This window comes from Methylobacterium sp. NFXW15 (assembly GCF_049887755.1).
GTDB lineage: Bacteria > Pseudomonadota > Alphaproteobacteria > Rhizobiales > Beijerinckiaceae > Methylobacterium.
In genome coordinates this window covers 86,792-112,164 of record NZ_JAGEKG010000004.1, presented here as the reverse complement: position 1 = coordinate 112,164, position 25,373 = coordinate 86,792, and the positions used below count along the sequence as shown (strand labels likewise).

Here is a 25,373-nt window from a genome sequence, read left to right as displayed (position 1 = left end):
TCAGCCCGAGACGAGCCGTTCGGCCCGCTCTCGCTTCAGCCGGTACAGAGCCTCCAGCGCTTCGCGCGGGGTGAGTGAATCCGGGTCGATGCTGTCGAGCAGCAGCGCGACGGAATCCTCGACCGGTTCAGGCGCGGGTTCGGGTGGGGGTGGCGGCGAGAGGGTTGCGAAGAGCGGCAGGTCATCGATCCGTGCCCGGGCGGAGCGCCCGCCCTGCGACTTCTCCAGACTCTTCAGGATGGCGCCCGCGCGCGACACGACGCTCGCCGGTAATCCGGCAAGGCGGGCCACCTGAAGGCCATAGCTGCGCTCGGCGATGCCGGGCACGACCTCGTGCAAGAACACCACCCCGCCCCGATGTTCCGCGACCTTGAGGGTCGCGTTGTCGATCCGCGCCAGCCGGTCGCCGAGCGCGGTCAATTCGTGGAAGTGCGTCGCGAACAAAGCTCGGCAGGCATTGGCTTCGTGCAGATGTTCGAGGCACGCCCAGGCGATCGAAAGCCCATCGAACGTCGCCGTGCCGCGCCCGATCTCATCGAGGATAACCAGGGATCGCCGGGTCGCCTGGTTCAGGATCGCGGCGGTCTCGACCATCTCGACCATGAAGGTCGATTGACCCCGCGCGAGGTCGTCCGCCGCGCCGACGCGGGAGAACAGCCGGTCGACCCGGCCGATCTGCGCCGAGGCTGCCGGCACGAAGGCCCCCATCTGCGCCAGCACGACGATCAGCGCGTTCTGGCGCAGGAAGGTCGACTTGCCGCCCATGTTGGGCCCAGTGATCAGCCGGATGCGGCCCCTTCCCTCGCCCGACAGGTCGCAATCATTCGCGATGAACGGCTCGCCTGTGCGGCGAAGGGCAGCCTCCACGACCGGATGGCGTCCGCCGGAAATGGCGAAGCTCAAGGACTCGTCCACGATCGGTCGCCGCCAATCGTTTTCCAAAGCCATGGCCGCGTGGCTCTGCGCCACGTCGAGGGAGGCCAGCGCCTCCGCCACCGCGCCGAGGCTCGCCAACGCCGAGACGACGGCGCCCGAGAGATCGTCGAACACCTCGCTTTCTAGGGCGAGCGCCCGGTCGGCGGCACCGGAGATCTTACGCTCCAACTCGCCGAGTTCGACACTGGTGAAGCGCATGGCGTCCACCATCGTCTGCCGGTGCACGAACTCCTTCTGGAGCCCCTTCAGGCAAGCCTCACCAACGGATTGGGGCACCTCGATGAAATAGCCGAGGAGGTTATTGTGCTTGATCCGAAGGGTTCGGCAGCCGGTCTCCTCGGCGTAACGAGCCTGTAGCGCCGCCACGACCTTGCGCGAATCCTGCCCGAGCAGACGCGCCTCATCGATCTCCGCAAGAAAGCCCGGCCTGACGAAACCGCCATCGCGGCGCGACAGGGGGAGTTCGTCGGCAAGCGCGGCGCTCAAGGTCCGTGCGAGTTCGGGATCGACCCCCGATAGGGCACGACCGATCTCCACCAGGGCCGCCGGAAGTCCGGTCGTGGCACGCAAGGTCTCGGCGATGGTCGAAGCCGCCGCGAGGCTGTCGCGGATCGCGGCGAGATCACGCGGCCCGGCGCGTCCGAGGCCGATGCGCGACAGGGCACGCGGTAGATCGGGCGCCGAAGCCAGGGCTTCGCGGCAAGATTGCCGGAGAGCCGGGTCCTCCACGAGCCGCGCGACCGCCTCCTGCCGCCGCACGATGCGGCCAAGGTCGGTAAGCGGCCCGGCGAGGTGCTCCGCGAGAAGCCGCGCGCCATTCGCCGTGACCGTCCGGTCGATGGTGGCGAGCAGGCTGCCCGTCCGCTCGCCCGAAAGGGTGCGGGTCAGTTCGAGGTTGGCGCGGGTCGCGGCGTCGATGGCGAGGGTCGCGCCGGTTTCCTCACGACTCGGCACCGCGAGCGGCGCGCGGGCAGCGAGCTGCGTCCGGGCGATGTAGAGCAGCCCCGTTCCCGCCGCTGCGATTTCCGCGCGGGTGAACCGGCCGAATCCGTCGAGCGTCGAGACGCCGTATTGTTCGCGGATGCGCCGCTCGGCCGCCGCCGGTTCGAGTTCCGCCTGCGCCAGCGGGACGATGGCTGCCCGCGTATCCTGCCACAAACGGGCCAGGGCCGGGTCGGCGTGGATCGCTTCCGACAATACGATCTCGCGGGGATCGTGACGCGCGATGGCGCCAGAGAGCTCGCCTGCGGGAACCTCGCTCAGGGAGAAACGGCCGGTCGAGATATCGATGGCTGCCAGCCCGTAGACGAATCCGCTTTCGGACGCCTTTTGTCGGCCGATGGCCATGAGCAGGTTGGCGCTCGCGGGATCGAGTAGCCGGTCTTCGGTGATGGTGCCGGGCGTGACAAGGCGGACCACCTCTCGCTTCACGACCGATTTTGGGCCGCGCTTCTTGGCCTCCGCGGGATCCTCGGTCTGCTCGCACACGGCGACCCGGTGGCCGAGGGCGATCAGGCGGCTGAGATAATCGTCCGCCCGCTCGACCGGCACGCCGCACATCGGGATCTCCGACCCCGCATGCTTGCCGCGCTTGGTGAGGACGATGCCAAGCGCCCGCGATGCGATCTCCGCATCGGCGAAGAACAGCTCGTAGAAGTCGCCCATCCGGTAGAACAGCAGGCAATCCGGATTGGCCGCTTTGATCTCGATGTACTGCGCCATCATCGGCGTGGCGCCGACCGGGTCGAGACCGCCCGTTTCCTGCGGAACTTGAGGGAGACGAGATGAGCGGCCCATGCCGCGCTTCTAACAGAGCGTCGGCTTCGAATCAGTCCCGACGCCGCGCTTGGCTGGGGACGTCGTGGCCCGGCACCATCGGCGCCGGGCCCGTCTCACGAAAAACTCAGTAGCGCGGGCCACCCGTGGTGTTGCCGAGCTGCTGCTTGTAGCCGGGCTGCTGCGGGTTGCGGGCGTTCGGATCACCATGGCGCATGGTGTTCATGCGGCGCATCCGGCGCTGGTGCCGGGTCGAGTGGTGGCGGTGCATATGGTGGCGGTGATGACGATGCATCGCAGCCTGCTCCACGAGCCCGTCCTGGGTGAGGCCCGTCTGGACCGGAACCGGGGCGGCCTGAGCCGATCCGGCGAAGAGCGCACCAAGCACGAGCCCGGCGGCGAGAGAGGTACGAAGAGAAATCACGGTGGTCCTCCGGACGAGAATGTCTGGCGGCGGCGTAAGAGCTCGGGATCGCTGGAAGTTCCGTCTCTGCGAGCAAAAAGAAATATGATGTTCGTATACTTAGGCAGGGATTAAGCGCGAAAAAGCCTATCCCGACCTCGACCCGAGATCCTCGCCCTTGAAGAAAGCGGCAAGCGCGATCGAGACAGCTTCGAATTCTTCGTGCTGAATCCAATGCGTGGTGTCGGGAAACCAGTGGATCCGGCCACGGTCGCAGACACGAAGACTCGCTTCCGCCAGACCGGGCTGAAGGGCGTGATCGCGGCGCCCCCAGAGAATCAGCGTCGGCGTTATTACGCGATCCGGATCGCGCCGGGGAAGCCTGACCAGCGCGCGGTACCACGCCAGCATGGCCGTCATCGCACGTGGCCGTGTCCAGTCCCGCGCGTAGGCGTCGAGTTCGGCTTTTGTGAATGTGCCCGGCTTGCTGGTCTGTACGAGCGCCCGGCGTAGCGCCTTCGCGTTGTCGGCCACGAGCCAGCGTTCGGCGAAGCCTCGCATCTGGAAGAAGCCGACATACAGGCTTCGCAGCCACTGCCCGGGATGCCGCCGGATATAATCACGCACGATGCCCGGATGCGGAGCGTTGAGGATTGCAAGACGGGCGACGTGGTCCGGGTAGAGGCTTGCGACCCACCACGCGACGAGGCCGCCCCAATCGTGCCCTGCGAGATGAAATCGCTCGGCGCCACAAGCCCGTCCGAGGGCGACGACATCTTCGGCCAGACGGTCGAGATGATAGGGCTCGATGCCCGTAGGCTTGTCGCTCAGCCCGTAGCCCCGTTGATCGGGCACGATCACCCGGAAACCCGCTTTGGTCAGCGGACCGATCTGTTTCTTCCAGCCCACCCAACTCTCCGGGAAGCCGTGAAGCAGAATCACGACCGGCCCGTTCGCGGGGCCAGCCTCGGCGACATGAAGCGTGACGTCGCCGAGAGCGATGCGGCGGAAGGCAATCTCGGGAGAGGGGGACGAAGCGTGCGGCATCACTCCTTTCGACGCCCATGCCGCTATGAGCGTTCCCATTGCGACAATCACGGGCATTCGCGCCGGTCTCTGGGACACGGCCGATTGCATGCCGCGCAAGGCTCGCACTACAGCCTGTCACCAAAGAGATCAGGGAGGACATCATGAGCGGGACGGGCAAAATCGCGATCGTCACCGGCGCCGGGACCGGGGTCGGGAAAGCCGCGGCCGTGGCGCTTGCGGGCGCGGGTTGGAAGGTCGTGCTTTCCGGCCGACGTCGCGAATTGCTGGACGAGGTTGCGTCGGTGATCGGCGCGGACAACACCCTCGTCGTGCCGACCGACGTGACCGATCCCGAATCGATCCGCGCGCTGTTCGACACGACCGTGAAAACATTCGGCCGCCTCGACATGCTGTTCAACAATGCCGGGATCGGCGCCCCAGCCGTGCCGCTGGAGGATCTGCCCTTGGAGACGTGGCGTCAGGTCGTGGACACGAACCTGACCGCAATCTTCCTGTGTACGCAGCACGCCTTCCGCGTCATGCGCGACCAGAATCCGCGTGGCGGTCGCATCATCAACAACGGGTCGATTTCAGCGCATGCGCCGCGCCCGAACTCGATCGCCTACACGGCCACGAAGCACGCGGTGACCGGCATCACCAAGTCGACCTCCCTCGACGGTCGCGCCTACGACATCGCCTGCGGCCAGATCGATATCGGCAATGCCGACACGCCGATGGGCGGCCGGATGAAGGAGGGTGTGCCCCAGGCCGACGGAAGCATCCGCGCCGAGGCAGTGATGGACCCGCTCCATGTCGGCGAAGCCATCTTGATGATGGCAAACCTGCCGATCGAGGCGAACGTGCAGTTCATGACCGTCATGGCTACGAAGATGCCGTTCGTCGGGCGGGGCTAGTCTCTTGTCGCCGCGATCCCGGGTAGTGAGCGAGAGCGAAGGCGCACTTTCAAAAGGCGCGCCTCCCTCACTTGCTCCGCTTTCCTTGAAAAGACGGCGGCAAGATCTCTGAGTCTTCTCAAGTCTTGCGCGCAACCGTGAACCGCGCCGCATCGCGCAGGATGCGGGCACCCTCACCCCATTGCGAGACGGCATCCTCGCACTCGGCGACCAGGCGGTCGCATTCGGCGCGGGCGCCATCGAGACCGAGGCGGTCGACCAGAGTCGCCTTGCCCGCGTCCTTGTCCTTGCCGGTGGCCTTGCCCATCGCTTCCGGGGAGGCCTCGCGGTCGAGGATGTCGTCGGCGATCTGGAAGGCTTGGCCGAGCGCATGGCCGTAACGCAGAAGCGCGGCCCGCTGGTCCTTATCGGCCCCGCCGACGAGGGCACCGGCTTCCACCGAAAAGGCGAGAATGGCGCCGGTCTTCATCGCCTGCATGCGAAGGGTGTCGTCGACCCCGAGATCTACCGCACCGAACCGGCCTTCGGCGGTGAGATCGAGAAGCTGGCCGCCAACCATTCCGCCAAGGCCGGAGGAGCGAGCGAGCCCAAGCACGAGATCGGCGCGGATCGCCGGATCCGGCTGCCAAGTCGGGTCGGCGACCACCTCGAAGGCCAGCGTCTGAAGAGCGTCGCCCACCAGGATCGCGGTGGCCTCGTCATAGGCCTTGTGCACCGTCGGCTTGCCGCGGCGCATGTCGTCGTTGTCCATAGCCGGAAGATCGTCGTGGACGAGCGAGTAGCAATGGACGAGCTCGACACCCGCGCCCGCCGCGAGGGCCGCCGCCTCGGCGCCGCCGAGCATCTTCGCCGTTTCGATGGCGAGGAAGGGCCTCAGGCGCTTGCCGCCTCCGAGCACCGCGTGGCGCATCGCCTCCATCAAGCGTGGAGGGCGCGTGATCTCGCCGGGGCCGGTTCGCTCGCCGAGGCGCTCCACAAGGAAGTCTTCGACCTGTTGCGCAACCTGCGCGAGCCTGTGGGAAAAGTCATACGCGGAAGAGTTCGTCTTGACCGGACTGGCTTCCGACTGCGTTGAGGAGTTCAGGTTCATCGGGCGCTGCGTCCGGATCTGGCCGTGCGGGGTAAGTTGAGCATCGGCGTGAGAGAGGATGACATCAGAGCCGAAGCCGACGAGGGGCATTCGGGACGGCTCACACAGCCGCGACCGGCGAGCCGGACCCGACGGTCGGCGCCGTTTCGGCGGGCGGTCGGGCTGATTCTGCTCGTTCCCGCGGTAATTGTCGTCATTCTGCTCACGTTGGCGCTCGTCTATAGCGCAGTGACGCCGCCGTCGACTCTGATGCTGGGCCGATGGTTGACGCTGCAACCGGTTGATCGTCAGGCCGTCCCCCTGTCGCGGATCTCCCCGGCGTTGCAACTCGCGGTTCTGACCTCGGAAGATCAGCGCTTCTGCCTCGACCACGGTGTCGATTTCGGCGCCCTGCGCGACGTGGTGGAGGATGAGGATTCGCCCTCGCGCGGTGCATCGACCATCGCCATGCAAACGGTGAAGAACGTCTTCCTGTGGCCTGGACGGTCCTACATCCGAAAGGCGATCGAGATCCCCCTGGCGCTCGCGCTCGACACGCTGTGGGGCAAGCGCCGTATGATGGAGATCTACCTCAATGTCGCCGAATGGGGCGAGGGTATCTACGGGGCCCAGGCGGCGAGCCGCCACTGGTTCCGCAAGGACGCCGCCGATCTGACGCGCTCCGAGGCGGCGTTGCTCGCCGCCGTCCTACCCAATCCCATCATCCGAAATGCCGGCCGCCCCTCCCCCGGAGTGCGCCGCCGAGCGGCGCAGATCCAGGGGATGATGGGGCGGACGGAGGGCTTAGCCGCCTGCCTGAGGCGATGATCAGCCTTCGCGCTTCTTGCGCTGGGCGAGGGTGCGCAGCCGCAGGGCATTGAGCTTGATGAAGCCCGCCGCATCGCGGTGATCGTAGGCGACAGCGCCTTCCTCGAAGGTCACGAGGTCCTGATCGTAGAGCGAATTCGGGCTCTCGCGGCCGATGACGTGGACGCCGCCCTTGAACAGCTTGAGACGAACGGTGCCGGTGACCTTTTCCTGGCTCCTGTCGATCAGCGCCTGAAGCATCTCTCGCTCCGGCGAGAACCAGAAGCCGTTGTAGATCAGCTCCGCATATTGCGGCATCAGCTGGTCCTTCAAATGGGCGGCTCCGCGATCCAGCGTGATCGATTCGATCGCCCGGTGCGCCGGGAGCAGGATCGTGCCGCCGGGCGTCTCGTACATGCCGCGGCTCTTCATGCCGACGAAGCGATTCTCGACGAGATCGAGGCGACCGATGCCGTTGGCCCGGCCAAGCTCGTTGAGCTTCGCCAGCAGGCTTGCCGGTGACAGCGCCTCGCCATCGATCGACACCGCGTCGCCACGCTCGAAGCCGATGGTGATGACCGTCGGCTGATCGGGCGCCTCTTCCGGCGAGAGTGTGCGCGAGTAGACGTAATCCGGCACTTCGACCGCCGGATCCTCCAGCACCTTCCCCTCGGAGGAGGCGTGCAGCAGGTTGGCGTCCACCGAGAACGGGCTCTCGCCGCGCTTGTCCTTGGCGATCGGGATCTGGTGCTGTTCGGCGAAAGCGATCAGCTGCTCGCGCGAGCGCAGATCCCATTCACGCCAGGGGGCGATGACGGTCACATCCGGCTTCAGGGCATAGTAGCCGAGCTCGAATCGGACCTGATCGTTCCCCTTGCCGGTAGCACCGTGGCACACGGCGTCCGCGCCCACGCGCTCGGCGATCTCGATTTGCTTCTTGGCGATGAGCGGGCGTGCGATGGATGTACCCAGCAGGTACACGCCCTCGTAAACGGCGTTCGCCCGGAACATCGGGAACACGTAATCGCGAACGAACTCCTCGCGCAGATCCTCGATGAAGATGTTCTCCGGCTTGATGCCGAGGAGTTCTGCCTTGCGCCGCGCGGGCTCCAGCTCCTCACCCTGGCCGAGATCGGCGGTGAACGTCACCACTTCGCAGCCATAGGTGGTTTGGAGCCATTTCAGGATGATGGAGGTGTCGAGGCCGCCGGAATAGGCGAGCACGACCTTCTTCACGGGGGACTTGGCGAGATCGGTCATGCGACGTCCGGTAACGGGAGGGCCTGGAACGCGGCGGCTTATCGCGGGCAACACGGACCTGCAACCGGCATGCCGCCTTGAGCGTATGCCCCTGTGAGGATGGGCCCGAATCGACAGGTCGGACGCCTTTAGCCCTGGCGTCGGCGGCCCAACTTGGCCAGACCGAACCTGTGAGACGATTACCGAGAGGCCGAACAGATGGCGCGCCAGCCCACCTTGGAGTTCTGGTACGAATTTGCCTCGACCTATTCGCACCTCGCGGCGCACCGCATCGAGGCGGCGGCCGAGGCGGCGGGGGTGAGCGTACGCTGGCGGCCCTTCCTCGTCGGCCCGCTCTTCGCCTCGCAGGGCTGGACGACCTCGCCGTTCAACCTGTTTCCGACCAAGGGTCGCAACATGTGGCGTGATCTCGAACGGCAGGCCGCGAGTTACGGCCTGCCACCGATCACCAAGCCCGATCCCTTTCCGCAGAACAGCCTGAATGCCGTTCGGGTCGCGCTGTTCGGACAGGATCAGGAGTGGCTCGTGCCGTTCTCCAAGGCGGTTTTTTCGGCAAGCTTCTCGCAGGGGCGCTCCATCTCGGAGCCGTCGGCGGTCGTCGCCATCCTCGATTCGCTCGGGCTCGATGGGACGCAGGTGCTGAAAGCCGCCGCGTCGGACGCCAACAAGACAAAGCTTCGGGTCGCCGTCGAGGAGGCGCGGTCTCGCGGCATCTACGGCGCGCCGACTTTCCTCACGGATGATGGCGAATTGTTCTGGGGCAACGACCGGCTGGAACAGGCCCTCGCTTGGGCGAGCGGAGACCGGCCCCCGGGCTTAAGGTGACGACAACCGGGGGCGGCCATAAAAGCGCCATCTGACGCCGCACGGTTTCCCCCATGATGCTGTCCCGCCGCCGCCTCCTCGCGGCCTCTGCCGGTCTCGCTTTCGCGGGCCCGGCCGTCGCGCAATCCTATGGCCAACGTGTCGCCGTGACCGGCGATGACGGCAAGGCGGTAGCGAATTCCGTCCTTCCCGGCGAGATCACCGGCCAAATTCCGGCTCTGCGCGGCGTTACTTATGCCGGGCCGAAGGATGGCGAGACGGTTCTCTACGAGTTCTTCGACTTTAACTGTCCCTGGTGCCGGAAGGCCGCCGCCGACGTCGTAGCCCTGCACGAGTCGGACGCGACCCTGCGCATCGGCCTGGTCCAAAACCCCATCCTCTCGCCGGAATCGGCCCAGGCCGCAAAGGTGATGCTCGCCGTCCAGCGCAAGCTCGGCTCTGCGGCGGCCTTCGGCTTTTACCGCACCCTTCTGTCGAAGCCCGGCCGTATCGATGGCCCCGGCGCATTGACCGCCGCGACCGCCCTGGGGGTGCCCCAGGACGAGATCGAGCAGATCGCCGACAGCGACGAGGTCAGGTTGGCCCTGAAGAGCCATATGCGGATGGCGGCCGACCTCGGTCTCTATGCCACGCCGTCCTACGTACTCGGCAATGCGGGAATTCTCGGCCATCCCGGCGCAAAGTCCATGGCCAAGATGATCGGCAGTATGCGCCGCTGCGATCGCTTGACGTGTTGAAAAAGCACGAAGCGGGTGGCGTCACACTTCTGCCGCCCTGTCGAGCAGCACGTCACGTCGCCTTGCGCCCATCGGTCCAGCCATGCTAGGCGGTCGCCGCGCCGGACGGGGCGGCAACTGCCTTGCCCGACCCCGGCGCGATCCAAAAACCTTTGCCCAGGGCCGAAAGGCCTTGCGCAGCGCACGGGCGGGTTCCAAAGACCTGACCGGCGGGCAACGAGAGAAGAGAGCGACGGGTGGCGCAGAACGGTTCCGAGGCTGGTCCCCTGATCGCAGGCGTGGCGGGCCGGTACGCTTCCGCTCTTTTCGAGCTCGCGCGGGACGAGCGCCAGCTCGACTCCGTGGCCGAGGGCCTCAATCAATTCGACGGGCTGCTGAAGGAGAGCGCTGACCTGCGCCGCCTCGTGCGCAGCCCGGTCTTCAGCGCCGAGGAGCAGGAAGCCGCCGTCGGCGCCATCCTCGAGAAGGCCGGCATCACCGGCTTGGCCGCCAATTTCATCCGTCTCTCGGCGTCGAACCGCCGCCTGTTCGCTCTTCCGGGCATGATCGCGGCCTTCCGCGCCCTCGTGCAGGAATCGAAGGGCATCGTCCGCGCCGAGGTGCGGGTGGCCGAGAAGCCTTCCGATGCGCTGATCGAGGAGATCAAGGCGTCGCTGAAGGACATCGCGAAGGCGGATGTCGACATCGACCTCGTGGTCGATCCGAGCCTGATCGGCGGCCTCGTCGTGAAGATGGGCTCCCGCATGGTCGACGCCTCGCTCAAGACCAAGCTCAACGGTATCCGCCTCGCGATGAGGGCTGCGCGCTAAGGCGCCACTCCGCGATCCGCAATTCGACCAGACGCTAACGCCACAGGGGCACCCATGGACACCCGCGCCGCCGAGATCTCCGCGATCCTCAAGGACCAGATCAAGAACTTCGGCGAAGAGGCCGAGGTCTCCGAGGTCGGTCAGGTTCTTTCCGTTGGTGACGGCATCGCCCGCGCCTACGGCCTCGACAACGTCCAGGCCGGTGAGATGGTCGAGTTCGAGTCGGGCGTGCGCGGCATGGCCCTGAACCTCGAGCAGGACAACGTCGGCATCGTGATCTTCGGCTCAGACCGTGAGATCAAGGAAGGCCAGACCGTCAAGCGCACGGGCGCCATCGTGGACGTGCCGGTCGGCAAGGGTCTGCTCGGCCGCGTGGTCGACGCTCTCGGCAACCCGATCGACGGCAAGGGCCCGATCCAGTCGACCGAGCGCCGCCGCGTCGACGTGAAGGCCCCGGGCATCATCCCGCGCAAGTCGGTGCACGAGCCGATGGCCACGGGCCTGAAGGCCATCGACGCCCTGATCCCGGTCGGCCGCGGCCAGCGCGAGTTGATCATCGGCGATCGCCAGACGGGCAAGACCGCCATCGCGCTCGACACGATCCTCAACCAGAAGCCCGGGCATGCCGCCGGCGGCGATGAGAAGGCCAAGCTCTTCTGCATCTACGTCGCCATCGGCCAGAAGCGTTCGACCGTTGCCCAGTTCGTGAAGGTCCTCGAGGACCAGGGCGCGCTGGAGTACTCGATCGTCATCGCCGCTACCGCCTCCGACGCCGCGCCGATGCAGTTCATCGCGCCGTTCGCCGGCTGCGCCATGGGTGAGTACTTCCGCGACAACGGCATGCACGCCGTGATCGTGTACGACGATCTGTCCAAGCAGGCCGTCGCCTACCGCCAGATGTCCCTGCTGCTGCGCCGCCCGCCGGGCCGCGAGGCTTACCCGGGCGACGTGTTCTACCTCCACAGCCGCCTGCTGGAGCGCGCCGCCAAGATGGGCGACGCGGCTGGCAATGGCTCTCTGACCGCCCTGCCGGTCATCGAGACTCAGGCGAACGACGTTTCGGCTTACATCCCGACCAACGTGATTTCGATCACCGACGGCCAGATCTTCCTTGAGACCGACCTGTTCTACCAGGGCATCCGCCCGGCGGTGAACGTCGGCCTCTCGGTGTCGCGCGTGGGCTCCTCGGCCCAGACCAAGGCGATGAAAAAGGTCGCCGGCAAGATCAAGGGTGAGCTGGCGCAGTACCGCGAGATGGCGGCCTTCGCTCAGTTCGGCTCGGATCTCGACGCCTCGACCCAGCAACTGCTGAACCGTGGCTCGCGCCTCACCGAGCTCCTGAAGCAGCCGCAGTTCTCGCCGCTGAAGATGGAAGAGCAGGTCGCGGTGATCTACGCCGGCGTGAACGGTTACCTCGACAAGCTCCCGCTCGCGAAGGTCCGTCCGTTCGAGGACCAGCTCCTCGCCACCCTGCGCAGCAAGCACAAGGACCTGCTCGACTCGATCGCCGCCTCGAAGGACCTGTCGGACGAGAACGCCGGCAAGCTGAAGGGCGTCGTCGAGGGCGTGGCCAAGGCCGTCGCCTAAACCGAGCCCCCCTGATCCCGGGACCGCCCGGGATCAGGCTTGCGCTTGCCTGAATCGGGCGAGCACCATCCGCCTCCTCTCGATCCGCGGGAGGAGAGGCCCCTAGGAACGGACCTGGACCTCACTCGATGGCGAGCTTGAAGGACCTGCGGAACCGCATCACCTCGGTGAAGGCGACGCAGAAGATCACCAAGGCCATGCAGATGGTCGCCGCAGCCAAGCTGCGCCGCGCCCAGATGGCCGCTGAAGCGGGCCGGCCCTTCGCTGAGAAGATGGCGGGCGTGCTGGCGAATCTCGCGGGCAGCATGGTCGGCGGCGCTGGCGCCCCGAAGCTGCTGTCCGGCACAGGCTCGGAGCAGGTTCACCTGCTGGTGATCTGCACCGGCGATCGTGGCCTCTGCGGCGCGTTCAACTCCTCGATCGTCCGCATGGCCCTTCGTGAGCATGTCACGAAGCTTCAGGCCGCCGGTAAGACGGTCAAGTTCATGACCGTGGGTAAGAAGGGTTACGACCTTCTCCGCCGTCAGTACCGCGATCAGATCGTTGAGAACATGGACATCCGCGGCAACAAGCCGGTGGATTACGCCTTCGCGACAGAGATCGCCCAGAAGATCGTCGCGCGCTTCGATGCGGGCGAGTTCGATGTGGCGACGCTGTTCTTCTCCGAGTTCCGCTCGGTGATCTCGCAGGTTCCGACTGCGCAGCGTCTCATCCCGGCGGAGCTTCCGGCTAAGGCCGACAGCACGGCCAAGCCCGGCGGCGAGGCCTCGCTCGAGTTCGAGCCCTCCGAGGAGGCGATCCTCGAGACCCTGCTGCCGCAGAACCTCGCGGTGCAGGTGTACCGGGCGCTTCTAGAGAACGCCGCTTCCGAGCAGGGCGCGCGCATGAGCGCGATGGATTCCGCCACGCGCAACGCGGGCGAGATGATCAAGAAGCAGACGCTGGTCTACAACCGGACCCGTCAGGCGATGATCACCAAGGAGCTCATCGAAATCATCTCCGGCGCCGAGGCCCTTTAAGGGTATCAGCACCGTCCGCACAGATTGAAGGGTAGGCAGACAATGGCGAACACCGCGCTCCCCGGCACCGGCTCCAACAAGAGCGGCAAGATCACCCAGGTCATCGGCCCCGTGGTCGACGTGCAGTTCGAGGGCCACCTGCCCGAGATCCTGAACGCTCTGGAGACCAAGAACAACGGCGCCCGCCTCGTCCTCGAGGTCGCCCAGCAGCTCGGTGAGAACACCGTCCGCTGCATCGCCATGGACACGTCCGAGGGCCTGACCCGCGGGCAGGAGTGCACCGACACCGGCGAGCCGATCAAGGTTCCGGTGGGCATGAACACCCTCGGCCGCATCATGAACGTCATCGGCGAGCCGATCGACGAGCTCGGTCCGGTCGTCACGGACACCTACCGCGCCATCCACCAGCCGGCTCCCTCTTACGCCGAGCAGTCGACCGAGGCGCAGATCCTCGTCACCGGCATCAAGGTGGTGGACCTGCTCGCTCCCTACGCGAAGGGCGGTAAGATCGGCCTGTTCGGCGGCGCCGGCGTCGGCAAGACCGTTCTGATCATGGAACTGATCAACAACATCGCGAAGGTGCACTCCGGTTACTCGGTGTTCGCCGGCGTGGGTGAGCGTACCCGTGAGGGCAACGATCTCTATCACGAGATGATCGAGTCCAACGTGAACAAGAACCCGAAGGAGAACGGCGGTTCGGCCGAGGGTTCGAAGTGCGCGCTGGTCTATGGCCAGATGAACGAGTCCCCCGGCGCCCGCTCCCGCGTGGCCCTGACCGGCCTGACCATCGCGGAGCAGTTCCGCGATGAGGGCCAGGACGTGCTGTTCTTCGTGGACAATATCTTCCGCTTCACCCAGGCGGGCTCCGAGGTGTCGGCGCTTCTCGGCCGTATCCCCTCGGCCGTGGGTTACCAGCCGACGCTGGCCACCGACATGGGCGCCCTGCAGGAGCGCATCACCACGACGAACAAGGGTTCGATCACCTCGGTGCAGGCCGTCTACGTGCCGGCCGACGATCTGACCGACCCGGCGCCAGCCGCCTCGTTCGCCCACCTCGACGCCACGACGGTGCTGTCCCGCTCCATCGCCGAGAAGGGCATCTACCCGGCCGTGGATCCGCTCGACTCCACCTCGCGCATGCTGTCGCCGACCATCCTCGGCGAAGAGCATTACGACGTGGCCCGCCGCGTTCAGCAGACCCTGCAGCGCTACAAGGCCCTGCAGGACATCATCGCGATCCTGGGCATGGACGAGCTGTCCGAAGAGGATAAGCTCACCGTGACCCGCGCCCGCAAGATCGAGCGCTTCTTCTCGCAGCCCTTCTCGGTGGCCGAGGTGTTCACCGGCTCGCCGGGTAAGCAGGTCGCTCTCGAAGACACGATCAAGGGCTTCAAGGGCCTCGTGAACGGCGACTACGACGACCTCCCCGAGGCGGCCTTCTACATGGTCGGCACCATCGAGGAGGCCCAGGAGAAGGCCAAGAAGCTCAAGGCGGCGTAAGCCGGCTATAGCCCCCTCCCCTTGCCGGGGAGGGGCCATACTTCCCTTCGGGAAGAGAGCTTGAGGCGGGAATTCTGAGACGATGGCCACCTTCCATTTCGATTTCGTCGGCCCCGAGCGGACGCTGTATTCCGGCGAGGTGAACGCCGTTCAGTTGCCCGGTATCGAGGGCGAGATGACTGTGATGGCGGGCCACGCCCCGGTCGTCACGTCGCTGCGCGTCGGCGTCATCGTCGTCACCGAGAGCGCCGGTGCGGGCAAGCGCATCTATGTCCGCGGTGGCTTCGCCGATATCGGTCCGAACGGCGTCACCGTCCTGGCCGAGCGCGCAGCCCCGATCGAGGAGCTGAACTCCGCCTCGCTCGACCGCGACATCGAAGCGATTCAGCTACAGTACGACATGGCCGAGGATCCGCAGAAGCGCGAGGAGCTCAACGCTCAGATCGTGCAGTTGCGTGAGACCAAGGAACTGTTGAAGCTCTAAGCTTCACAGCATCATTCGATGACACAGCGTCCCCGTCCGAAAGGTGCGGGGACGTTTTCGTTTTCAGGATGGGTCGTCGCGCTATCCAATTGCGGCGGCAATGGCTTTCGCCAGAAGGTCGTTGCGCGAGACCTCATCCATCGGGCAGCCGAGAGCAAGCCATTCGGCCTTCGCTACCGCTAGCCCCTGACCGATATGGCGACCGGGCGTCAGGCCAGCGTCGATGAGATCGCTGCCTGCAAGGGGAAAGAGCGGATCGTTGTCCCCACTCGCCAGACGGTCGGCCTCCATCTGAGCTTCGTCGGCCAGCAGCGGTCGAGGCTCTCCCGCTAGGATTGCGAGGCTTTGCGCGACCATCGCCCCACCGTGCAGGGCCGCGAGTGCCCTGATATCCCCGCGACCGATGCGCTCCCGATCGTGCAGGGCCGCGAGCAGGCGGGCATAAGTCGCGAGTTGTGCGGCCTCGGCATTGGCGAGGCGCAAGTCCTGACGCAGGCGAGGCTCATCGTGAGCAGCGTGGACGCAAAGGGCCGCGAGCCGCATGGCAGCGTCCTGCCCAGCTTCCGCGCTCCGGGCGAGGCGTCCGAGTTCGGGCACGCCGCCGCCGATCCGTTGAAGCAACCCGATCGATGAGAGGAGAGCGGCCACCGGCACGCAGCCCGGTGCCAGCAAAAGCTTCAGAAGTTCGCTGCGCACCCGCTCGCGGGACAGGCCGTCGAGGGCGTCGCGCGCGGCGATGCAGGCGGTGAGCGCTTCCGCATCCGGCTCGCCCGAGGCAAAGCGCGCGTGGAACCGGAAGAATCGAAGGATGCGCAGGGCATCCTCGCGGATGCGGGCCGCGGCCTCACCGATGAAGCGGACATGGCCCGCCTGAAGATCGTCCACGCCCCCAACCGTGTCGTGCACGATGCCATCGGCCCCGACAGAGAGAGCGTTGATCGTAAAGTCGCGCCGGGCCGCATCCTGGGCGAAATCACCCCCGAACCGCACCACGGCATGGCGGCCATCCGTCTCGACATCCTCACGCAGCGTCGTGACTTCCAGCGGCTCCTGCGGCGTCACCACGGTAATGGTGCCATGCTCGATGCCAGTCGGCACGGCTTTCAGGCCTGCCGCCCTTGCCCGTTCCATGACCGCTGCGGGGCGAAGCGTCGTGGCGAGGTCGATATCCGCCGCGGAATGGCCCAGCAGCGCATCGCGCACACAGCCGCCGACGAGGCGCGTCTCCTCCCCTGGAGCAGACAGCGCCGCGAAGGTCGCGCGCACGCCGGGGCGGGCGAGAAGCGCCGCCGGGCCAGCCCTGTCGAGCTGGTGGCTCACCGGAACTGCCCTGGCACGAGGCGCCCGTTTTCCATGTGCGGAGGAACGTAGCCCGTGGAACGGCGCTCCGAGAAGAGGCCCTCGTACACAAGGGAAATGATGACCACGAACAGTCCGGCGAGCACGAGTCTGAAGCCCTGCTTGCTCCAGTGGTGGAGCTGGAAAGGATTGCGTCCCGTGACGACGAGCAACACGAGGAACAGGCCGAAGGGAATCAGGAAGAGGCCGAACTCTTCGATAAAGCGGCGAAGCATGATGATGCCGGCTTGAGGACGAGACGCGGAGGCTGGCGTCCGTCAGACTAGCGCGTCGCGTCCGCGCTGTCGTCCGGATAGAGCCGTTCGCGCAGATTGTTCAGGATTCCGGCGGTCACGCCCCAGATCAGCCGCTCACCGAAATGCATCGCGTAGAAGTAGCGCAACCGCCCCTGCCACTCGCGTGCGCGGAGGGCGTAGCGCTTCCGGTCCATCAGGAAGGCGAGAGGCACCTCGAACACTTCCGCCACCTCGGCGGGATTCGGCTGAAACGGAGCGGTGGGCTCGGCCAAGCCGATCACGGGGGTCACGAGGAAGCCCGTGCCCGAAAGATAGGGGTCGAGATAGCCGAGCACCCGCACCTCGTGCGGCGGCAAGGCAATCTCCTCCTGCGCTTCGCGTAAAGCCGCCTCGGCGGGACCAGGATCGGACGGATCGATCTTACCGCCCGGCAGGGCAACCTGTCCGGAATGGTCGCGCAGCCCCGTCGCGCGCTGTGTCAGCACCAAGGCAGGACCATCCGGCCGGTGGAGAACCGGCAAGAGCACGGCGGCGCGCCGATGGGGCGGAGGCGGGATCACCGCCGTCCCGTCAGGATCGATGCTGTGGTCGCCGCGCGGGTTCGAGGTCGGATCGTCCGGCCCGGGCGGATGGCGTGACAGACCCGCCTCGGCACGAGCGAGGAAATCGGCGAGCGATGGGCTCACGCTTCGGGAGCCGGGGCGATCGTGTGGAAGATCCCGCCCGCCTCGATCCCGAGCCAGGTTTCCCCGTCGATCTCGCGTTCCTCCGCGAGGTCCACGAGTTCATAGGTCAGGGATCGCGTCACCAAGGCCCACAGGCCCCGCCGGACATGGAGATAGGGCTTCAGACCACCCTGCGGATCCTGCTCGAAGCGCAGGCCGTGCTCGGCATCAACGCTCACGAGATCATCGACATTGGTACGGAAGGCGATCGTCCTGCTCGCGCCCTCCCCCTCGACGGCCATCTCGACCGCGCGGAACGGCGCGTCCTCCACCGTGATGCCGACGCATTCCGCCGGGGTGACGAGCACCGTCCGCCCATCCGGCTCGCGCCGCAGGATGGTCGAGAACAGGCGGACCAGCTTCTCGCGACGGATCGGTGAGCCGTTATGGTGCCACGTGCCATCGGCAGCGATGCGGATATCGATCTCACCGCAATAGGGCGGGTTCCAGGCCTCGACCGGCGGGAGGCCCCGTTTCGGCAGGGCGCCGAGGGCCGCGCTCAGGCGGCTCAGGGCCGGATCGGTGGCGTCGTCGCTCATGGTTGGAAGATAGCGCCGCCCCGCCGCCTCAGCCATGGGCATTGGCGGATCAACCCTTGCGGCCTTTCAGGATCTTCCAGACCCCGTCTGCCGTGGCGACGAGGCGCTCGCCATCGCGAACCTCGCCGCGCAGAAAGACCAGGGACCCGGTACGCTTCATCAGGAAGGGTTCACACGTCAGCCAATCACCGATCCGGCCCGCGTCGAGAAACTTCATTTCGAGCTGGATCGTGACGCAATTCGCTCCATCGGCCGCCGCCATGGCTGCGACGCCCATGGCGCGGTCGGCGAAACTCATCAGCATGCCGCCGTGCACGACGCGGATGAGGTTGGCGTGTTTCTGCGTGGCACGGAAGCCGTAGACGCTGCCCCGGGCATAGAGCGGGCCGACCAGGGCAATGAAGCCCTCATCCTCGATGGGGAGCCACTCGGCGCTCGGGGGTTCGACGTGCTCTGCTTCAGGCGTCATAGGGGGCAAACGTCCATTTCGAGGTCAGGTGCCGCGGGGCTTGGCCCGGCGGGTCGGCGCCTCGGCCAGGGGATCGTCCGGCCAGGGATGGCGGGGATAGCGCCCCCGCATCTCGGCGCGCACGGCGGCCCAGGAGCCGCGCCAGAAGCCCGGCAGATCGCGGGTGATCTGAATCGGCCGCTGGGCGGGCGAGAGCAGGTGCAGCACGAGGGGCCGACCGCCCGCGCTTGGATGGTTGTCGAGGCCGAACAGTTCCTGCACCCGCACCGACAGGGCGGGTTCCTCGGCGGCGTAATCGACCGGGATACGCGAGCCTGTCGGGACCTCGACATGGGTCGGCGCGGCCTTATCGAGTCGCGCGCGCATCTCCCACGGCAAAAGCGCATGGAGGGCGTTGGCGAGATCGTCGGCCGTGATCGCGGCAAGGCTGGTTCGGCCCTGGATCGACGGAGCGAGCCACTCGGCCGCGTTCGCTGCAAGCGTGGCATCGGACAGATCCGGCCAGGGCTCACCCTCGGCGGCACGGAGGAAATTCACGCGGGCGCGCCACTGGGCGATGGCGGGCGTCCAGGGGAGCCGGTCCAGGCCGAGCTTGGCGATGCCCTCGGCCAGGATCGCGGCGGATCGCTCGTCGCCCGGTACGGGCAACGTCTTCTCACCGAGATTCACGGATCCCAGGCGGCGCACGGCACGGGCGCGGAGGGCAGCCGCCTGCGGATCGAAGGTGACCTGCGTGACGGATTCGATGCGATCGGCGAACAGAGCCTCGATCGTCTCCGGGCCGATGGCGGCAGCCGCAAGGATGCGCGCATTCGCGGCGCTGCCCGCGAGGTCCGCGATGACGATGAAGGTCTCCCGCGCAAGGGGGCTCGCGGCGTCGAGCCGCCCGGCCCGGCCGCTGGCCATCACGAACTCGCCCTCCTTCCCCCGGGCGCGGGCGACGCGATCCGGGAAGGCGAGCGCCAGGAGGGGGCCAGCGGGTGAGGGATCGGCCGGGCCCGAAGCGCCCGCGATGCGCGCCCAATTCTCGGCGAGGCGCCGCATGTCGGCAGCGCGTCCACCCCGATCACGGCTGAAACGGTCGACGCGCTCATCGAGATCGACGCCATCCCCACCGAGGCCGCGCTCTACCAAGACGGCGGCAAGATTGGTCGCTGCATGGCCGCGCCCGTCGAGGGCGGCGCTCGCCACCATGCGCGCGAGCCGCGGGGGCAGCGGCAGGGCACGCAGACGGCGGCCCGTGTCGGTCAGACGCCCCTCTTTGTCCAGGGCGCCGAGCCCTTCCAGCATTGCGCGTGCCTCGGCGAGCGCCGGGGCCGGGGGCGGATCGAGAAAGGCAAGCGTGCGCGGATCGGTGACGCCCCAAGCGGCACAGTCCAGCAGCAGCCCGGCGAGGTCGCTCGACAGGATCTCGGGACGGGCAAAGGCGTCGAGCGCCCCAGTCGCCGCCTCCGGCCACAGACGCCAGCAGATACCGGGCTCCGTGCGCCCCGCGCGGCCCCTGCGCTGATCCACCGCCGCCTTCGACGCCCGCGCCGTCACAAGCCGCGTGAGGCCGAGGCCGGGCTCGTAGACCGGCACCCGCGCGAGCCCGGGATCGACCACGATGCGCACACCTTCGATGGTGAGCGAGGTTTCGGCAATGGAGGTCGCGAGCACGACCTTGCGCTGCCCCGGCGGCGGCGGGCTCACCGCCCGGTCCTGCTCGGCGGGGGTGAGCGCGCCATAGAGGGGGGCGAGGATCACGTCCGGCCCGACCTTTTGAGCCAGCGCCTCGGCGGTGCGGCGGATCTCGGCCTGCCCCGGTAGGAAGACCAGCACGGAGCCGGGATCGGCGCGAAGGGCGCGCAACACGGCTTCGGTGACGCTGTCCTCGATGCGCCTATTCGGATCGCGGTCGAGGTGGCGCGTCTCCACCGGAAAGGCGCGCCCCTCCGAGGTGACGATCGGCGCATCGCCGAGCAGGCCGGCCACCCGCGCTCCGTCGAGGGTCGCGGACATGACGAGGATACGAAGGTCCTCCCGCAGGCCGCCCTGCGCGTCGAGGGCGAGTGCAAGCCCCAGATCGGCATCGAGGGAGCGCTCGTGAAACTCATCGAACAGCACGGCGCCGATGCCGGTGAGTTCGGGATCATCGAGGATCATGCGTGTGAACACGCCCTCGGTGACGACCTCGATCCGGGTCCGCGCGGAGATCTTCGACCCGAGTCGCACCCGAAGCCCGACCGTTCCGCCGACCTCTTCGCCCAGGGTGCGTGCCATCCGCGCGGCGGCGGCACGGGCCGCGAGGCGGCGGGGCTCCAGTAGAATGACCTTACCATCGCCGAGCCAAGGCGCGGCCAGCAAGTCCAGGGGGACGCGGGTCGTCTTACCCGCGCCGGGCGGTGCGACGAGCACAGCGGCGTTGCGGGCTTCGAGCGCCCGGCGAAGTTCGGGAAGCGCCGCCTCGATCGGGAGGCTGGCATGGGGATCGGCGGCCATCACCGCCGCTGATGGCGCGGCGGCGGCGATGACGCAACCGGTGTGCTTACGCCGTGGTCAGCGCGACCGAGAGGGCCGGCTTGTGATTGAGCGTCTGGAACACCACGCAATACCGCTCGGTGAGCTTCAGAAGCTGGGCCAGCTTCTCCTCGGACGCGTCGGTATCGAGCTTGAACGACAGGCGGATATCACGGAAGCCGACTGGGGCCTCCTTGTCGACGCCAAGCGTACCGCGGAAATCGAGATCGCCTTCCGCCGATACGGTCCCGGAGCGAAGCGGAATTTCGAGGGCGGTGGCCACGGCCTTCACCGTGACGCCCGCACAGGCGACGAGGGCTTCGAGCAGCATGTCGCCGGAGCAGAGTTCGGCGCCGGAGCCGCCGGTCGCGGGATGGAGGCCCGCCACGGCCAGGGCGCGGCCGGTTTCGACCTTGCAGGCGATCTTGCTGTCATCGAGCGTGCCGTTCGCCTTCAGGGTGATGACGGCCGAGTCGGGCGCGTTGCGATACTGGTCCTTCAGCGGGGCCTGAAGGCTGCGCAGGGTGGTGGCGTCCATGATCGTCCTGTCCTCCGTTTTGTTGTTGTGGCTGGGCCTAACCTCTCGCGCCGCCGGGCTCAACCGGCGGTGAGGCGTGCCACCGCCTCGGACAGGGCATCGACCTGCGATTCGCTGTGAGCCGCCGAGAAGGCGACGCGCAGGCGCGCGGTTCCGGCAGGCACCGTCGGCGGGCGGATCGCCACGACGAGGAAGCCCTCGGCTTCGAGCTTTGTCGAAAGGTCGAGCGCCTGCTGCGCCTCACCCACCAGCACCGGCACCACGGCGCTCTCGGCCGCGGGCAATCCCAATCGGGCGGTGAAGCGCCGGGCCAGGGCGAGCGGCCGGGCGCAGCGGTCCGGCTCCTCTTCGAGAATCACCAGCGCTTCGAGGGCGGCAGCCGCCGAGGCCGGGGGCAGGCCCGTCGTGTAGATGAAGCTGCGCGCGCGGCTGGTCAGCAGATCGATCACCGCGCGAGAGGCGCAGAGATAGCCGCCATAGGAGCCCAGGGACTTCGACAGCGTGCCCATCTCGAGGGGCGCGCGCGGCCCGTCCTCGACGACGCCGAGGCCGTGGGCGTCATCGACCAGCGTCCAGGCATCGAAATCCCCGGCGATGGACAGGATGTCGTCCATCGGCGCGCGATCTCCGTCCATCGAGAAGATGCGTTCGGTGAGGAGGAGCGCCCGCCCGTGCCCCGCACGGTTGGCCGCGAGGACGGAGCGCAGATCGTCCATATCGTTGTGGCGGAAGGTGAGCACGCGGGCGCCGGAGAGCCGCGCCCCCGCCCACATGCAGGCGTGGGATAGTTCATCGAGCAGGACGAGATCGCCGGAACCGGCCAGAGCGGGCGTGATGCCGAGATTGGCGAGGTAGCCGCTGCCGAACACCATGGCCGCTTCCTTGCCCTTGTGGGCCGCAAGCCGCGCTTCGAGTTCGCCGAGAATCGCGTGGTTGCCCGTCACGAGGCGAGAGCCGCCCGCGCCCGCGCCATGGGCGGCCACCGCTGCCTGCGCCGCCGCGATGACGCGCGGATGTTGCGACAGGCCGAGGTAATCGTTGCACGAGAACGAGACCATTGTCCGCCCGCCGCGGGTCGCAGCAGAATCCGGCCCGCGTCCGGTGGTTGTGAGCCGCCGACGCAGGGCGCCGGCTTCGAGGGCCGCGAGCTTTTGCTCCGCGAAGGCATCCAGGCTGTTCATGGCGGCGAGAAGCCAGGGGCGCGACAGGCCGTCAAGGGGATGCGCCTGCGGTTGACCAGGGCGCCGCCGCTGTCCATCCCCGATGGCATGAACGAGGCACGATCCACCCACCTCTGGCGCCCCTACACGCAGATGAAGCGCGCTGCTCCTCCCCTTGAGGCGGTGGCAACGATGGGCACGCGCATCCGCCTCGCGGACGGGCGTGAACTCGTGGATGGCATCGCCTCGTGGTGGACGGCCGTCCACGGCTACAACCATCCCCACATCGCCAAGGCTGTTGCGGCCCAACTCGCCTCCATGCCTCACATCATGTTCGGGGGTCTGACCCATGCGCCCGCCGAGAGGCTGGCGGCACGGCTCGCCGCCCTTCTGCCGGGTGATCTCGACCACGTCTTCTTCAGCGATTCGGGCTCGGTCGCCGTGGAGGTCGCGCTGAAGATGGCTGCCCAGCTCTGGATTAACCGGGGCGTCGCGGGGCGGACCAAGGTGCTCGCCTTCCGGGGCGGCTACCACGGCGACACGATGGGGGCGATGTCGGTCTGCGACCCCGAGGAGGGCATGCATCGCCGTTTCGGCGCGTGGTTGCCCGAGCAGATCGTCTGCGACCTGCCCCGGACCGAGGCCGAAACGAACGCCCTTGACGCCGCCCTGACGCACAATCGCGACCGGCTCGCCGCCCTGATCGTGGAGCCCCTCGTGCAGGGCGCGGGCGGGATGGTGATGCATCCACCGGAGGTTCTGGCCCGCATCGCCACCCTCGCCCGGCGCCACGGTCTGCCGCTCATCGTGGACGAGATCTTCACCGGCTTCGGCCGCACCGGAACGATGTTCGCCTGCGAGCAGGCAGGCATCGTCCCCGACATCGTGTGCCTGTCGAAGGCTCTGACCGGCGGGACCCTCACCCTGGCCGCCACGGTGGCGCGGACGGACATCTTCTCGGCCTTCTGGTCGGATGACCCGGCGGCCGCCCTGATGCATGGGCCGACCTTCATGGCCAATCCCCTCGCCTGCGCCGCCGCCAATGCCAGCCTCGATCTCTTCGAGCGCGAGCCCCGTCTCGAGCAGGCGCGCGCTATCGAGAGCCGTCTCACCGAAGGCCTCGCGGACCTGCGCCGCCTGCCGGGCGTAGCGGATGTGCGCGTGCTCGGCGCCATCGGCTGCGTGCAATTCGCCACGTCGCCGGATCTCGCGGCGCTGAAGGAGCGGCTCGTGGCCCGCGGCGTCTGGGTGCGCCCCTTCGGCGACATTCTCTACCTGACGCCCGCGCTTTCGATCGAAGCGACCGATCTCACTCGGCTGATCGAGGCGGTGACGGAAACGGTCCGAGAGGAGACCCAGTGCGCGATTTCGTGAGCGCGTGCGCGAGAGGTACAACCAGGGCTGCAACTCCGTCGCGTTTCTCCCGTTGGGCTTAGGGCTGGAGACGCCGCAAACCGGTCATGCCGGGGGGATTGCGGCGGGGGAGGAGCATGACGTGACGAGCGAGCAGACGAGAGCGGACGATCGGCCGGTGATCCTCCTCGTCGAGGACGAGGCGCTCACCATCATGGACCTCGGCGACGTCCTCGAAGAAGGCGGCTATGACACCATCCAGTGCGCGTCGGCGGAGCGCGCCCTGAGCATTCTTCAGACACGGCCCGATATCTGCGGGCTCGTCACCGACGTTCAGCTTTCGGGAAAGACAGATGGGTTCGATCTCGCCGCCTCGGTGGCCGAGGCGCGCCCGCAGCTGCCGATTCTCATCGTGTCGGGCCGTTCCGCGCCCGATCCCGAGCGCATGCCCGGACACGCCGAATTCATTGCGCGGCCATGCAGCGGTGAAGACATCCTACAGCGCTTGCGTCATCTGATGGATTGCTGATCCGCAAGCCATCTCGGCCTTTGTCATCCGACCGTCACCGGTCTTCCTCCAAGAGCCTCGTGCCGGGAGAAGGACGGGAATCGAAGGGTGCAGGTCTACGATCTTCCGGTGGTTGCCGCCGGATCCGACTCAGGCTCGCCAATGGGCGACAAAGCGAAGCTCGATCACGGGGCGGGGGTGGATAACACCGTTTTCGATCCCGGATCGAAGAAGCTGCGGCCTCCGGGCTCTCGCAGCGTCGGTTGGGCGCTGATCCAGGCAGCCCGCCTCCACCGTGCCCGAACGGGCGACAGGCTGGCCAAGATCGGTCTGTTCGCCGGCCAGGAGCAGGTGGTGCAGGTGTTGGCCGCCGCCGGCACGATGACCATGGGCGACCTCGCCGCGCTCCTGCGCGTGCGCCCGCCCACCGCCTCCAAGACCGTAACGCGGCTTGCAGCCCTCGGCATCGTCGAGCGCCGTGCCGAAGCCGGAGACGGTCGTGTGGTTCGCGTGCGCCTGACCGAGGCTGGTCTCGCCAAGGCTCAGGCGATCGAGGCGATCCAGGAAGAGGTCGAGGCGGAATTGCTCGATCACCTCGACAAGGGCGATCGCCGCCGACTCAGAAAGCTTCTGCGCAAGGCCGCCAAGGGCCTCGCCGGAGCCGCTGGCGCGGCGGGTCCGGCCTCCGACATGGATGCCGAGATGGAAGGCGAGGACGAGGCCGACGCCCTCGAACCGTAGAGTCGCCGTCCAAGCGGACAGTTGCAACTTTGTAACGTTTCACAGCCTTCTCGGCGGCGAGCGCCGGCACCCCTTGCAGGGCGCGACCGCC

At 67.4% G+C, this 25,373-nt stretch carries 25 protein-coding genes; 12 read left to right on the top strand and 13 right to left on the bottom strand.

From position 1 onward, the window contains the following. The 3 genes from mutS to J4O73_RS10535 form a co-directional block, all read right to left on the bottom strand. Positions 1–2,733 carry a DNA mismatch repair protein MutS gene (gene mutS / locus J4O73_RS10545; RefSeq protein ID WP_426217082.1) on the bottom strand — a complete coding sequence of 911 codons (2,733 nt, stop codon included), beginning with the start codon at positions 2,731–2,733 and terminating at the stop codon, positions 1–3. A gap of 106 nt (positions 2,734–2,839) precedes the next feature. Next, positions 2,840–3,133, bottom strand: coding sequence for a hypothetical protein (locus tag J4O73_RS10540; protein ID WP_426217712.1), 294 nt, complete (start codon positions 3,131–3,133; stop codon positions 2,840–2,842). Positions 3,134–3,262: 129 nt separating this feature from the next. Continuing rightward, a complete protein-coding gene (locus tag J4O73_RS10535) occupies positions 3,263–4,162 on the bottom strand; it encodes an alpha/beta fold hydrolase (protein ID WP_426217080.1) in 900 nt (299 codons plus the stop codon). A gap of 143 nt (positions 4,163–4,305) precedes the next feature. Between J4O73_RS10535 and J4O73_RS10530 the strand changes: the two genes are divergently transcribed. Then, positions 4,306–5,058, top strand: coding sequence for an SDR family oxidoreductase (locus tag J4O73_RS10530; protein WP_426217078.1), 753 nt, complete (start codon positions 4,306–4,308; stop codon positions 5,056–5,058). A gap of 118 nt (positions 5,059–5,176) precedes the next feature. Here the strand turns inward: J4O73_RS10530 and J4O73_RS10525 are convergent, their stop codons facing one another. Continuing rightward, entirely contained in the window at positions 5,177–6,148 is a 972-nt protein-coding gene (locus J4O73_RS10525; protein ID WP_426217076.1) for a polyprenyl synthetase family protein, read from the bottom strand. A gap of 42 nt (positions 6,149–6,190) precedes the next feature. Here J4O73_RS10525 and mtgA point away from each other — a divergent pair, with 42 nt between their 5' ends. After that, positions 6,191–6,955: a monofunctional biosynthetic peptidoglycan transglycosylase gene (gene mtgA / locus J4O73_RS10520; protein WP_426217710.1), complete on the top strand. Its 765-nt coding sequence runs from the start codon at positions 6,191–6,193 to the stop codon at positions 6,953–6,955. On the opposite strand, the gene J4O73_RS10515 is transcribed toward mtgA, so the two are convergent. Continuing rightward, positions 6,956–8,194, bottom strand: coding sequence for an argininosuccinate synthase (locus J4O73_RS10515; protein WP_426217074.1), 1,239 nt, complete (start codon positions 8,192–8,194; stop codon positions 6,956–6,958). A 198-nt stretch (positions 8,195–8,392) separates the two neighbouring features. Between J4O73_RS10515 and J4O73_RS10510 the strand changes: the two genes are divergently transcribed. The 7 genes from J4O73_RS10510 to J4O73_RS10480 all read left to right on the top strand — a co-directional run bounded on the left by J4O73_RS10510 (position 8,393) and on the right by J4O73_RS10480 (position 15,155). After that, positions 8,393–9,019: a 2-hydroxychromene-2-carboxylate isomerase gene (locus J4O73_RS10510; RefSeq protein ID WP_426217072.1), complete on the top strand. Its 627-nt coding sequence runs from the start codon at positions 8,393–8,395 to the stop codon at positions 9,017–9,019. A gap of 53 nt (positions 9,020–9,072) precedes the next feature. Next, positions 9,073–9,756: a DsbA family protein gene (locus J4O73_RS10505; protein WP_426217071.1), complete on the top strand. Its 684-nt coding sequence runs from the start codon at positions 9,073–9,075 to the stop codon at positions 9,754–9,756. Between the two features lie 236 nt (positions 9,757–9,992). Further along, positions 9,993–10,565, top strand: a complete 573-nt coding sequence (locus tag J4O73_RS10500; RefSeq protein ID WP_426217069.1) for a F0F1 ATP synthase subunit delta — start codon at positions 9,993–9,995, stop codon at positions 10,563–10,565. 54 nt (positions 10,566–10,619) lie between these two features. Beyond that, complete coding sequence (atpA, locus tag J4O73_RS10495) at positions 10,620–12,152, top strand: F0F1 ATP synthase subunit alpha (RefSeq protein ID WP_426217067.1); 1,533 nt, start codon at positions 10,620–10,622, stop codon at positions 12,150–12,152. Positions 12,153–12,280: 128 nt separating this feature from the next. Next, entirely contained in the window at positions 12,281–13,171 is an 891-nt protein-coding gene (locus J4O73_RS10490) for a F0F1 ATP synthase subunit gamma (protein ID WP_426217066.1), read from the top strand. Positions 13,172–13,213: 42 nt separating this feature from the next. Continuing rightward, positions 13,214–14,671: a F0F1 ATP synthase subunit beta gene (gene atpD / locus J4O73_RS10485; RefSeq protein WP_426217064.1), complete on the top strand. Its 1,458-nt coding sequence runs from the start codon at positions 13,214–13,216 to the stop codon at positions 14,669–14,671. A gap of 82 nt (positions 14,672–14,753) precedes the next feature. Then, positions 14,754–15,155, top strand: a complete 402-nt coding sequence (locus J4O73_RS10480) for a F0F1 ATP synthase subunit epsilon (RefSeq protein ID WP_426217062.1) — start codon at positions 14,754–14,756, stop codon at positions 15,153–15,155. A gap of 81 nt (positions 15,156–15,236) precedes the next feature. Here the strand turns inward: J4O73_RS10480 and J4O73_RS10475 are convergent, their stop codons facing one another. The 8 genes from J4O73_RS10475 to J4O73_RS10440 are packed head-to-tail and all read right to left on the bottom strand — an operon-like array spanning position 15,237 to position 22,701. Further along, positions 15,237–16,475 carry a CCA tRNA nucleotidyltransferase gene (locus J4O73_RS10475; protein ID WP_426217061.1) on the bottom strand — a complete coding sequence of 413 codons (1,239 nt, stop codon included), beginning with the start codon at positions 16,473–16,475 and terminating at the stop codon, positions 15,237–15,239. After that, positions 16,472–16,729: a DUF6111 family protein gene (locus tag J4O73_RS10470; protein WP_426217059.1), complete on the bottom strand. Its 258-nt coding sequence runs from the start codon at positions 16,727–16,729 to the stop codon at positions 16,472–16,474. The genes J4O73_RS10475 and J4O73_RS10470 overlap by 4 nt, the downstream gene beginning before the upstream one ends. Before the next feature lie 47 nt (positions 16,730–16,776). Beyond that, a complete protein-coding gene (locus J4O73_RS10465) occupies positions 16,777–17,436 on the bottom strand; it encodes a CoA pyrophosphatase (RefSeq protein WP_426217057.1) in 660 nt (219 codons plus the stop codon). Then, positions 17,433–18,014 (bottom strand): DUF1285 domain-containing protein, encoded by a 582-nt coding sequence (locus J4O73_RS10460; RefSeq protein ID WP_426217055.1) that lies wholly within the window; start codon positions 18,012–18,014, stop codon positions 17,433–17,435. Before J4O73_RS10460 ends, J4O73_RS10465 begins: the two co-directional genes overlap by 4 nt. 49 nt (positions 18,015–18,063) lie before the next feature. After that, entirely contained in the window at positions 18,064–18,483 is a 420-nt protein-coding gene (locus J4O73_RS10455) for a PaaI family thioesterase (RefSeq protein WP_426217053.1), read from the bottom strand. 24 nt (positions 18,484–18,507) lie between these two features. Further along, positions 18,508–20,964, bottom strand: coding sequence for an ATP-dependent helicase HrpB (gene hrpB / locus J4O73_RS10450; protein ID WP_426217051.1), 2,457 nt, complete (start codon positions 20,962–20,964; stop codon positions 18,508–18,510). A 46-nt stretch (positions 20,965–21,010) separates the two neighbouring features. Then, the gene (locus J4O73_RS10445) at positions 21,011–21,520 is read right to left on the bottom strand and encodes an OsmC family protein (protein WP_426217050.1); all 510 of its coding nucleotides are present in this window, start codon (positions 21,518–21,520) and stop codon (positions 21,011–21,013) included. A 59-nt stretch (positions 21,521–21,579) separates the two neighbouring features. Then, a complete protein-coding gene (locus J4O73_RS10440) occupies positions 21,580–22,701 on the bottom strand; it encodes an aminotransferase class I/II-fold pyridoxal phosphate-dependent enzyme (RefSeq protein WP_426217048.1) in 1,122 nt (373 codons plus the stop codon). A gap of 87 nt (positions 22,702–22,788) precedes the next feature. On the opposite strand from J4O73_RS10440, the gene J4O73_RS10435 reads away from it, so the two are divergent. From J4O73_RS10435 to J4O73_RS10425, 3 genes are all read left to right on the top strand, one after another. Continuing rightward, positions 22,789–24,054: an adenosylmethionine--8-amino-7-oxononanoate transaminase gene (locus J4O73_RS10435; protein ID WP_426217046.1), complete on the top strand. Its 1,266-nt coding sequence runs from the start codon at positions 22,789–22,791 to the stop codon at positions 24,052–24,054. Between the two features lie 121 nt (positions 24,055–24,175). Further along, the gene (locus J4O73_RS10430) at positions 24,176–24,562 is read left to right on the top strand and encodes a response regulator (protein ID WP_426217045.1); all 387 of its coding nucleotides are present in this window, start codon (positions 24,176–24,178) and stop codon (positions 24,560–24,562) included. Between the two features lie 141 nt (positions 24,563–24,703). Next, positions 24,704–25,282 carry a MarR family winged helix-turn-helix transcriptional regulator gene (locus J4O73_RS10425; protein ID WP_426217043.1) on the top strand — a complete coding sequence of 193 codons (579 nt, stop codon included), beginning with the start codon at positions 24,704–24,706 and terminating at the stop codon, positions 25,280–25,282. Positions 25,283–25,373: the final 91 nt, after the last annotated feature.

Excerpts from the sequence above, each read along its gene's own strand:
- mutS (WP_426217082.1), bottom strand. The coding sequence starts at position 2,733 with ATGGGCCGCTCATCTCGTCTCCCTCAAGTTCCGCAGGAAACGGGCGGT.
- J4O73_RS10535 (WP_426217080.1), bottom strand. The coding sequence starts at position 4,162 with ATGCCGCACGCTTCGTCCCCCTCTCCCGAGATTGCCTTCCGCCGCATC.
- J4O73_RS10530 (WP_426217078.1), top strand. The coding sequence starts at position 4,306 with ATGAGCGGGACGGGCAAAATCGCGATCGTCACCGGCGCCGGGACCGGG.
- J4O73_RS10525 (WP_426217076.1), bottom strand. The coding sequence starts at position 6,148 with ATGAACCTGAACTCCTCAACGCAGTCGGAAGCCAGTCCGGTCAAGACG.
- J4O73_RS10515 (WP_426217074.1), bottom strand. The coding sequence starts at position 8,194 with ATGACCGATCTCGCCAAGTCCCCCGTGAAGAAGGTCGTGCTCGCCTAT.
- J4O73_RS10510 (WP_426217072.1), top strand. The coding sequence starts at position 8,393 with ATGGCGCGCCAGCCCACCTTGGAGTTCTGGTACGAATTTGCCTCGACC.
- J4O73_RS10505 (WP_426217071.1), top strand. The coding sequence starts at position 9,073 with ATGATGCTGTCCCGCCGCCGCCTCCTCGCGGCCTCTGCCGGTCTCGCT.
- atpA (WP_426217067.1), top strand. The coding sequence starts at position 10,620 with ATGGACACCCGCGCCGCCGAGATCTCCGCGATCCTCAAGGACCAGATC.
- J4O73_RS10490 (WP_426217066.1), top strand. The coding sequence starts at position 12,281 with ATGGCGAGCTTGAAGGACCTGCGGAACCGCATCACCTCGGTGAAGGCG.
- atpD (WP_426217064.1), top strand. The coding sequence starts at position 13,214 with ATGGCGAACACCGCGCTCCCCGGCACCGGCTCCAACAAGAGCGGCAAG.
- J4O73_RS10480 (WP_426217062.1), top strand. The coding sequence starts at position 14,754 with ATGGCCACCTTCCATTTCGATTTCGTCGGCCCCGAGCGGACGCTGTAT.
- J4O73_RS10470 (WP_426217059.1), bottom strand. The coding sequence starts at position 16,729 with ATGCTTCGCCGCTTTATCGAAGAGTTCGGCCTCTTCCTGATTCCCTTC.
- J4O73_RS10460 (WP_426217055.1), bottom strand. The coding sequence starts at position 18,014 with ATGAGCGACGACGCCACCGATCCGGCCCTGAGCCGCCTGAGCGCGGCC.
- J4O73_RS10455 (WP_426217053.1), bottom strand. The coding sequence starts at position 18,483 with ATGACGCCTGAAGCAGAGCACGTCGAACCCCCGAGCGCCGAGTGGCTC.
- hrpB (WP_426217051.1), bottom strand. The coding sequence starts at position 20,964 with ATGGCCGCCGATCCCCATGCCAGCCTCCCGATCGAGGCGGCGCTTCCC.
- J4O73_RS10445 (WP_426217050.1), bottom strand. The coding sequence starts at position 21,520 with ATGGACGCCACCACCCTGCGCAGCCTTCAGGCCCCGCTGAAGGACCAG.
- J4O73_RS10440 (WP_426217048.1), bottom strand. The coding sequence starts at position 22,701 with ATGAACAGCCTGGATGCCTTCGCGGAGCAAAAGCTCGCGGCCCTCGAA.
- J4O73_RS10435 (WP_426217046.1), top strand. The coding sequence starts at position 22,789 with ATGAACGAGGCACGATCCACCCACCTCTGGCGCCCCTACACGCAGATG.
- J4O73_RS10425 (WP_426217043.1), top strand. The coding sequence starts at position 24,704 with ATGGGCGACAAAGCGAAGCTCGATCACGGGGCGGGGGTGGATAACACC.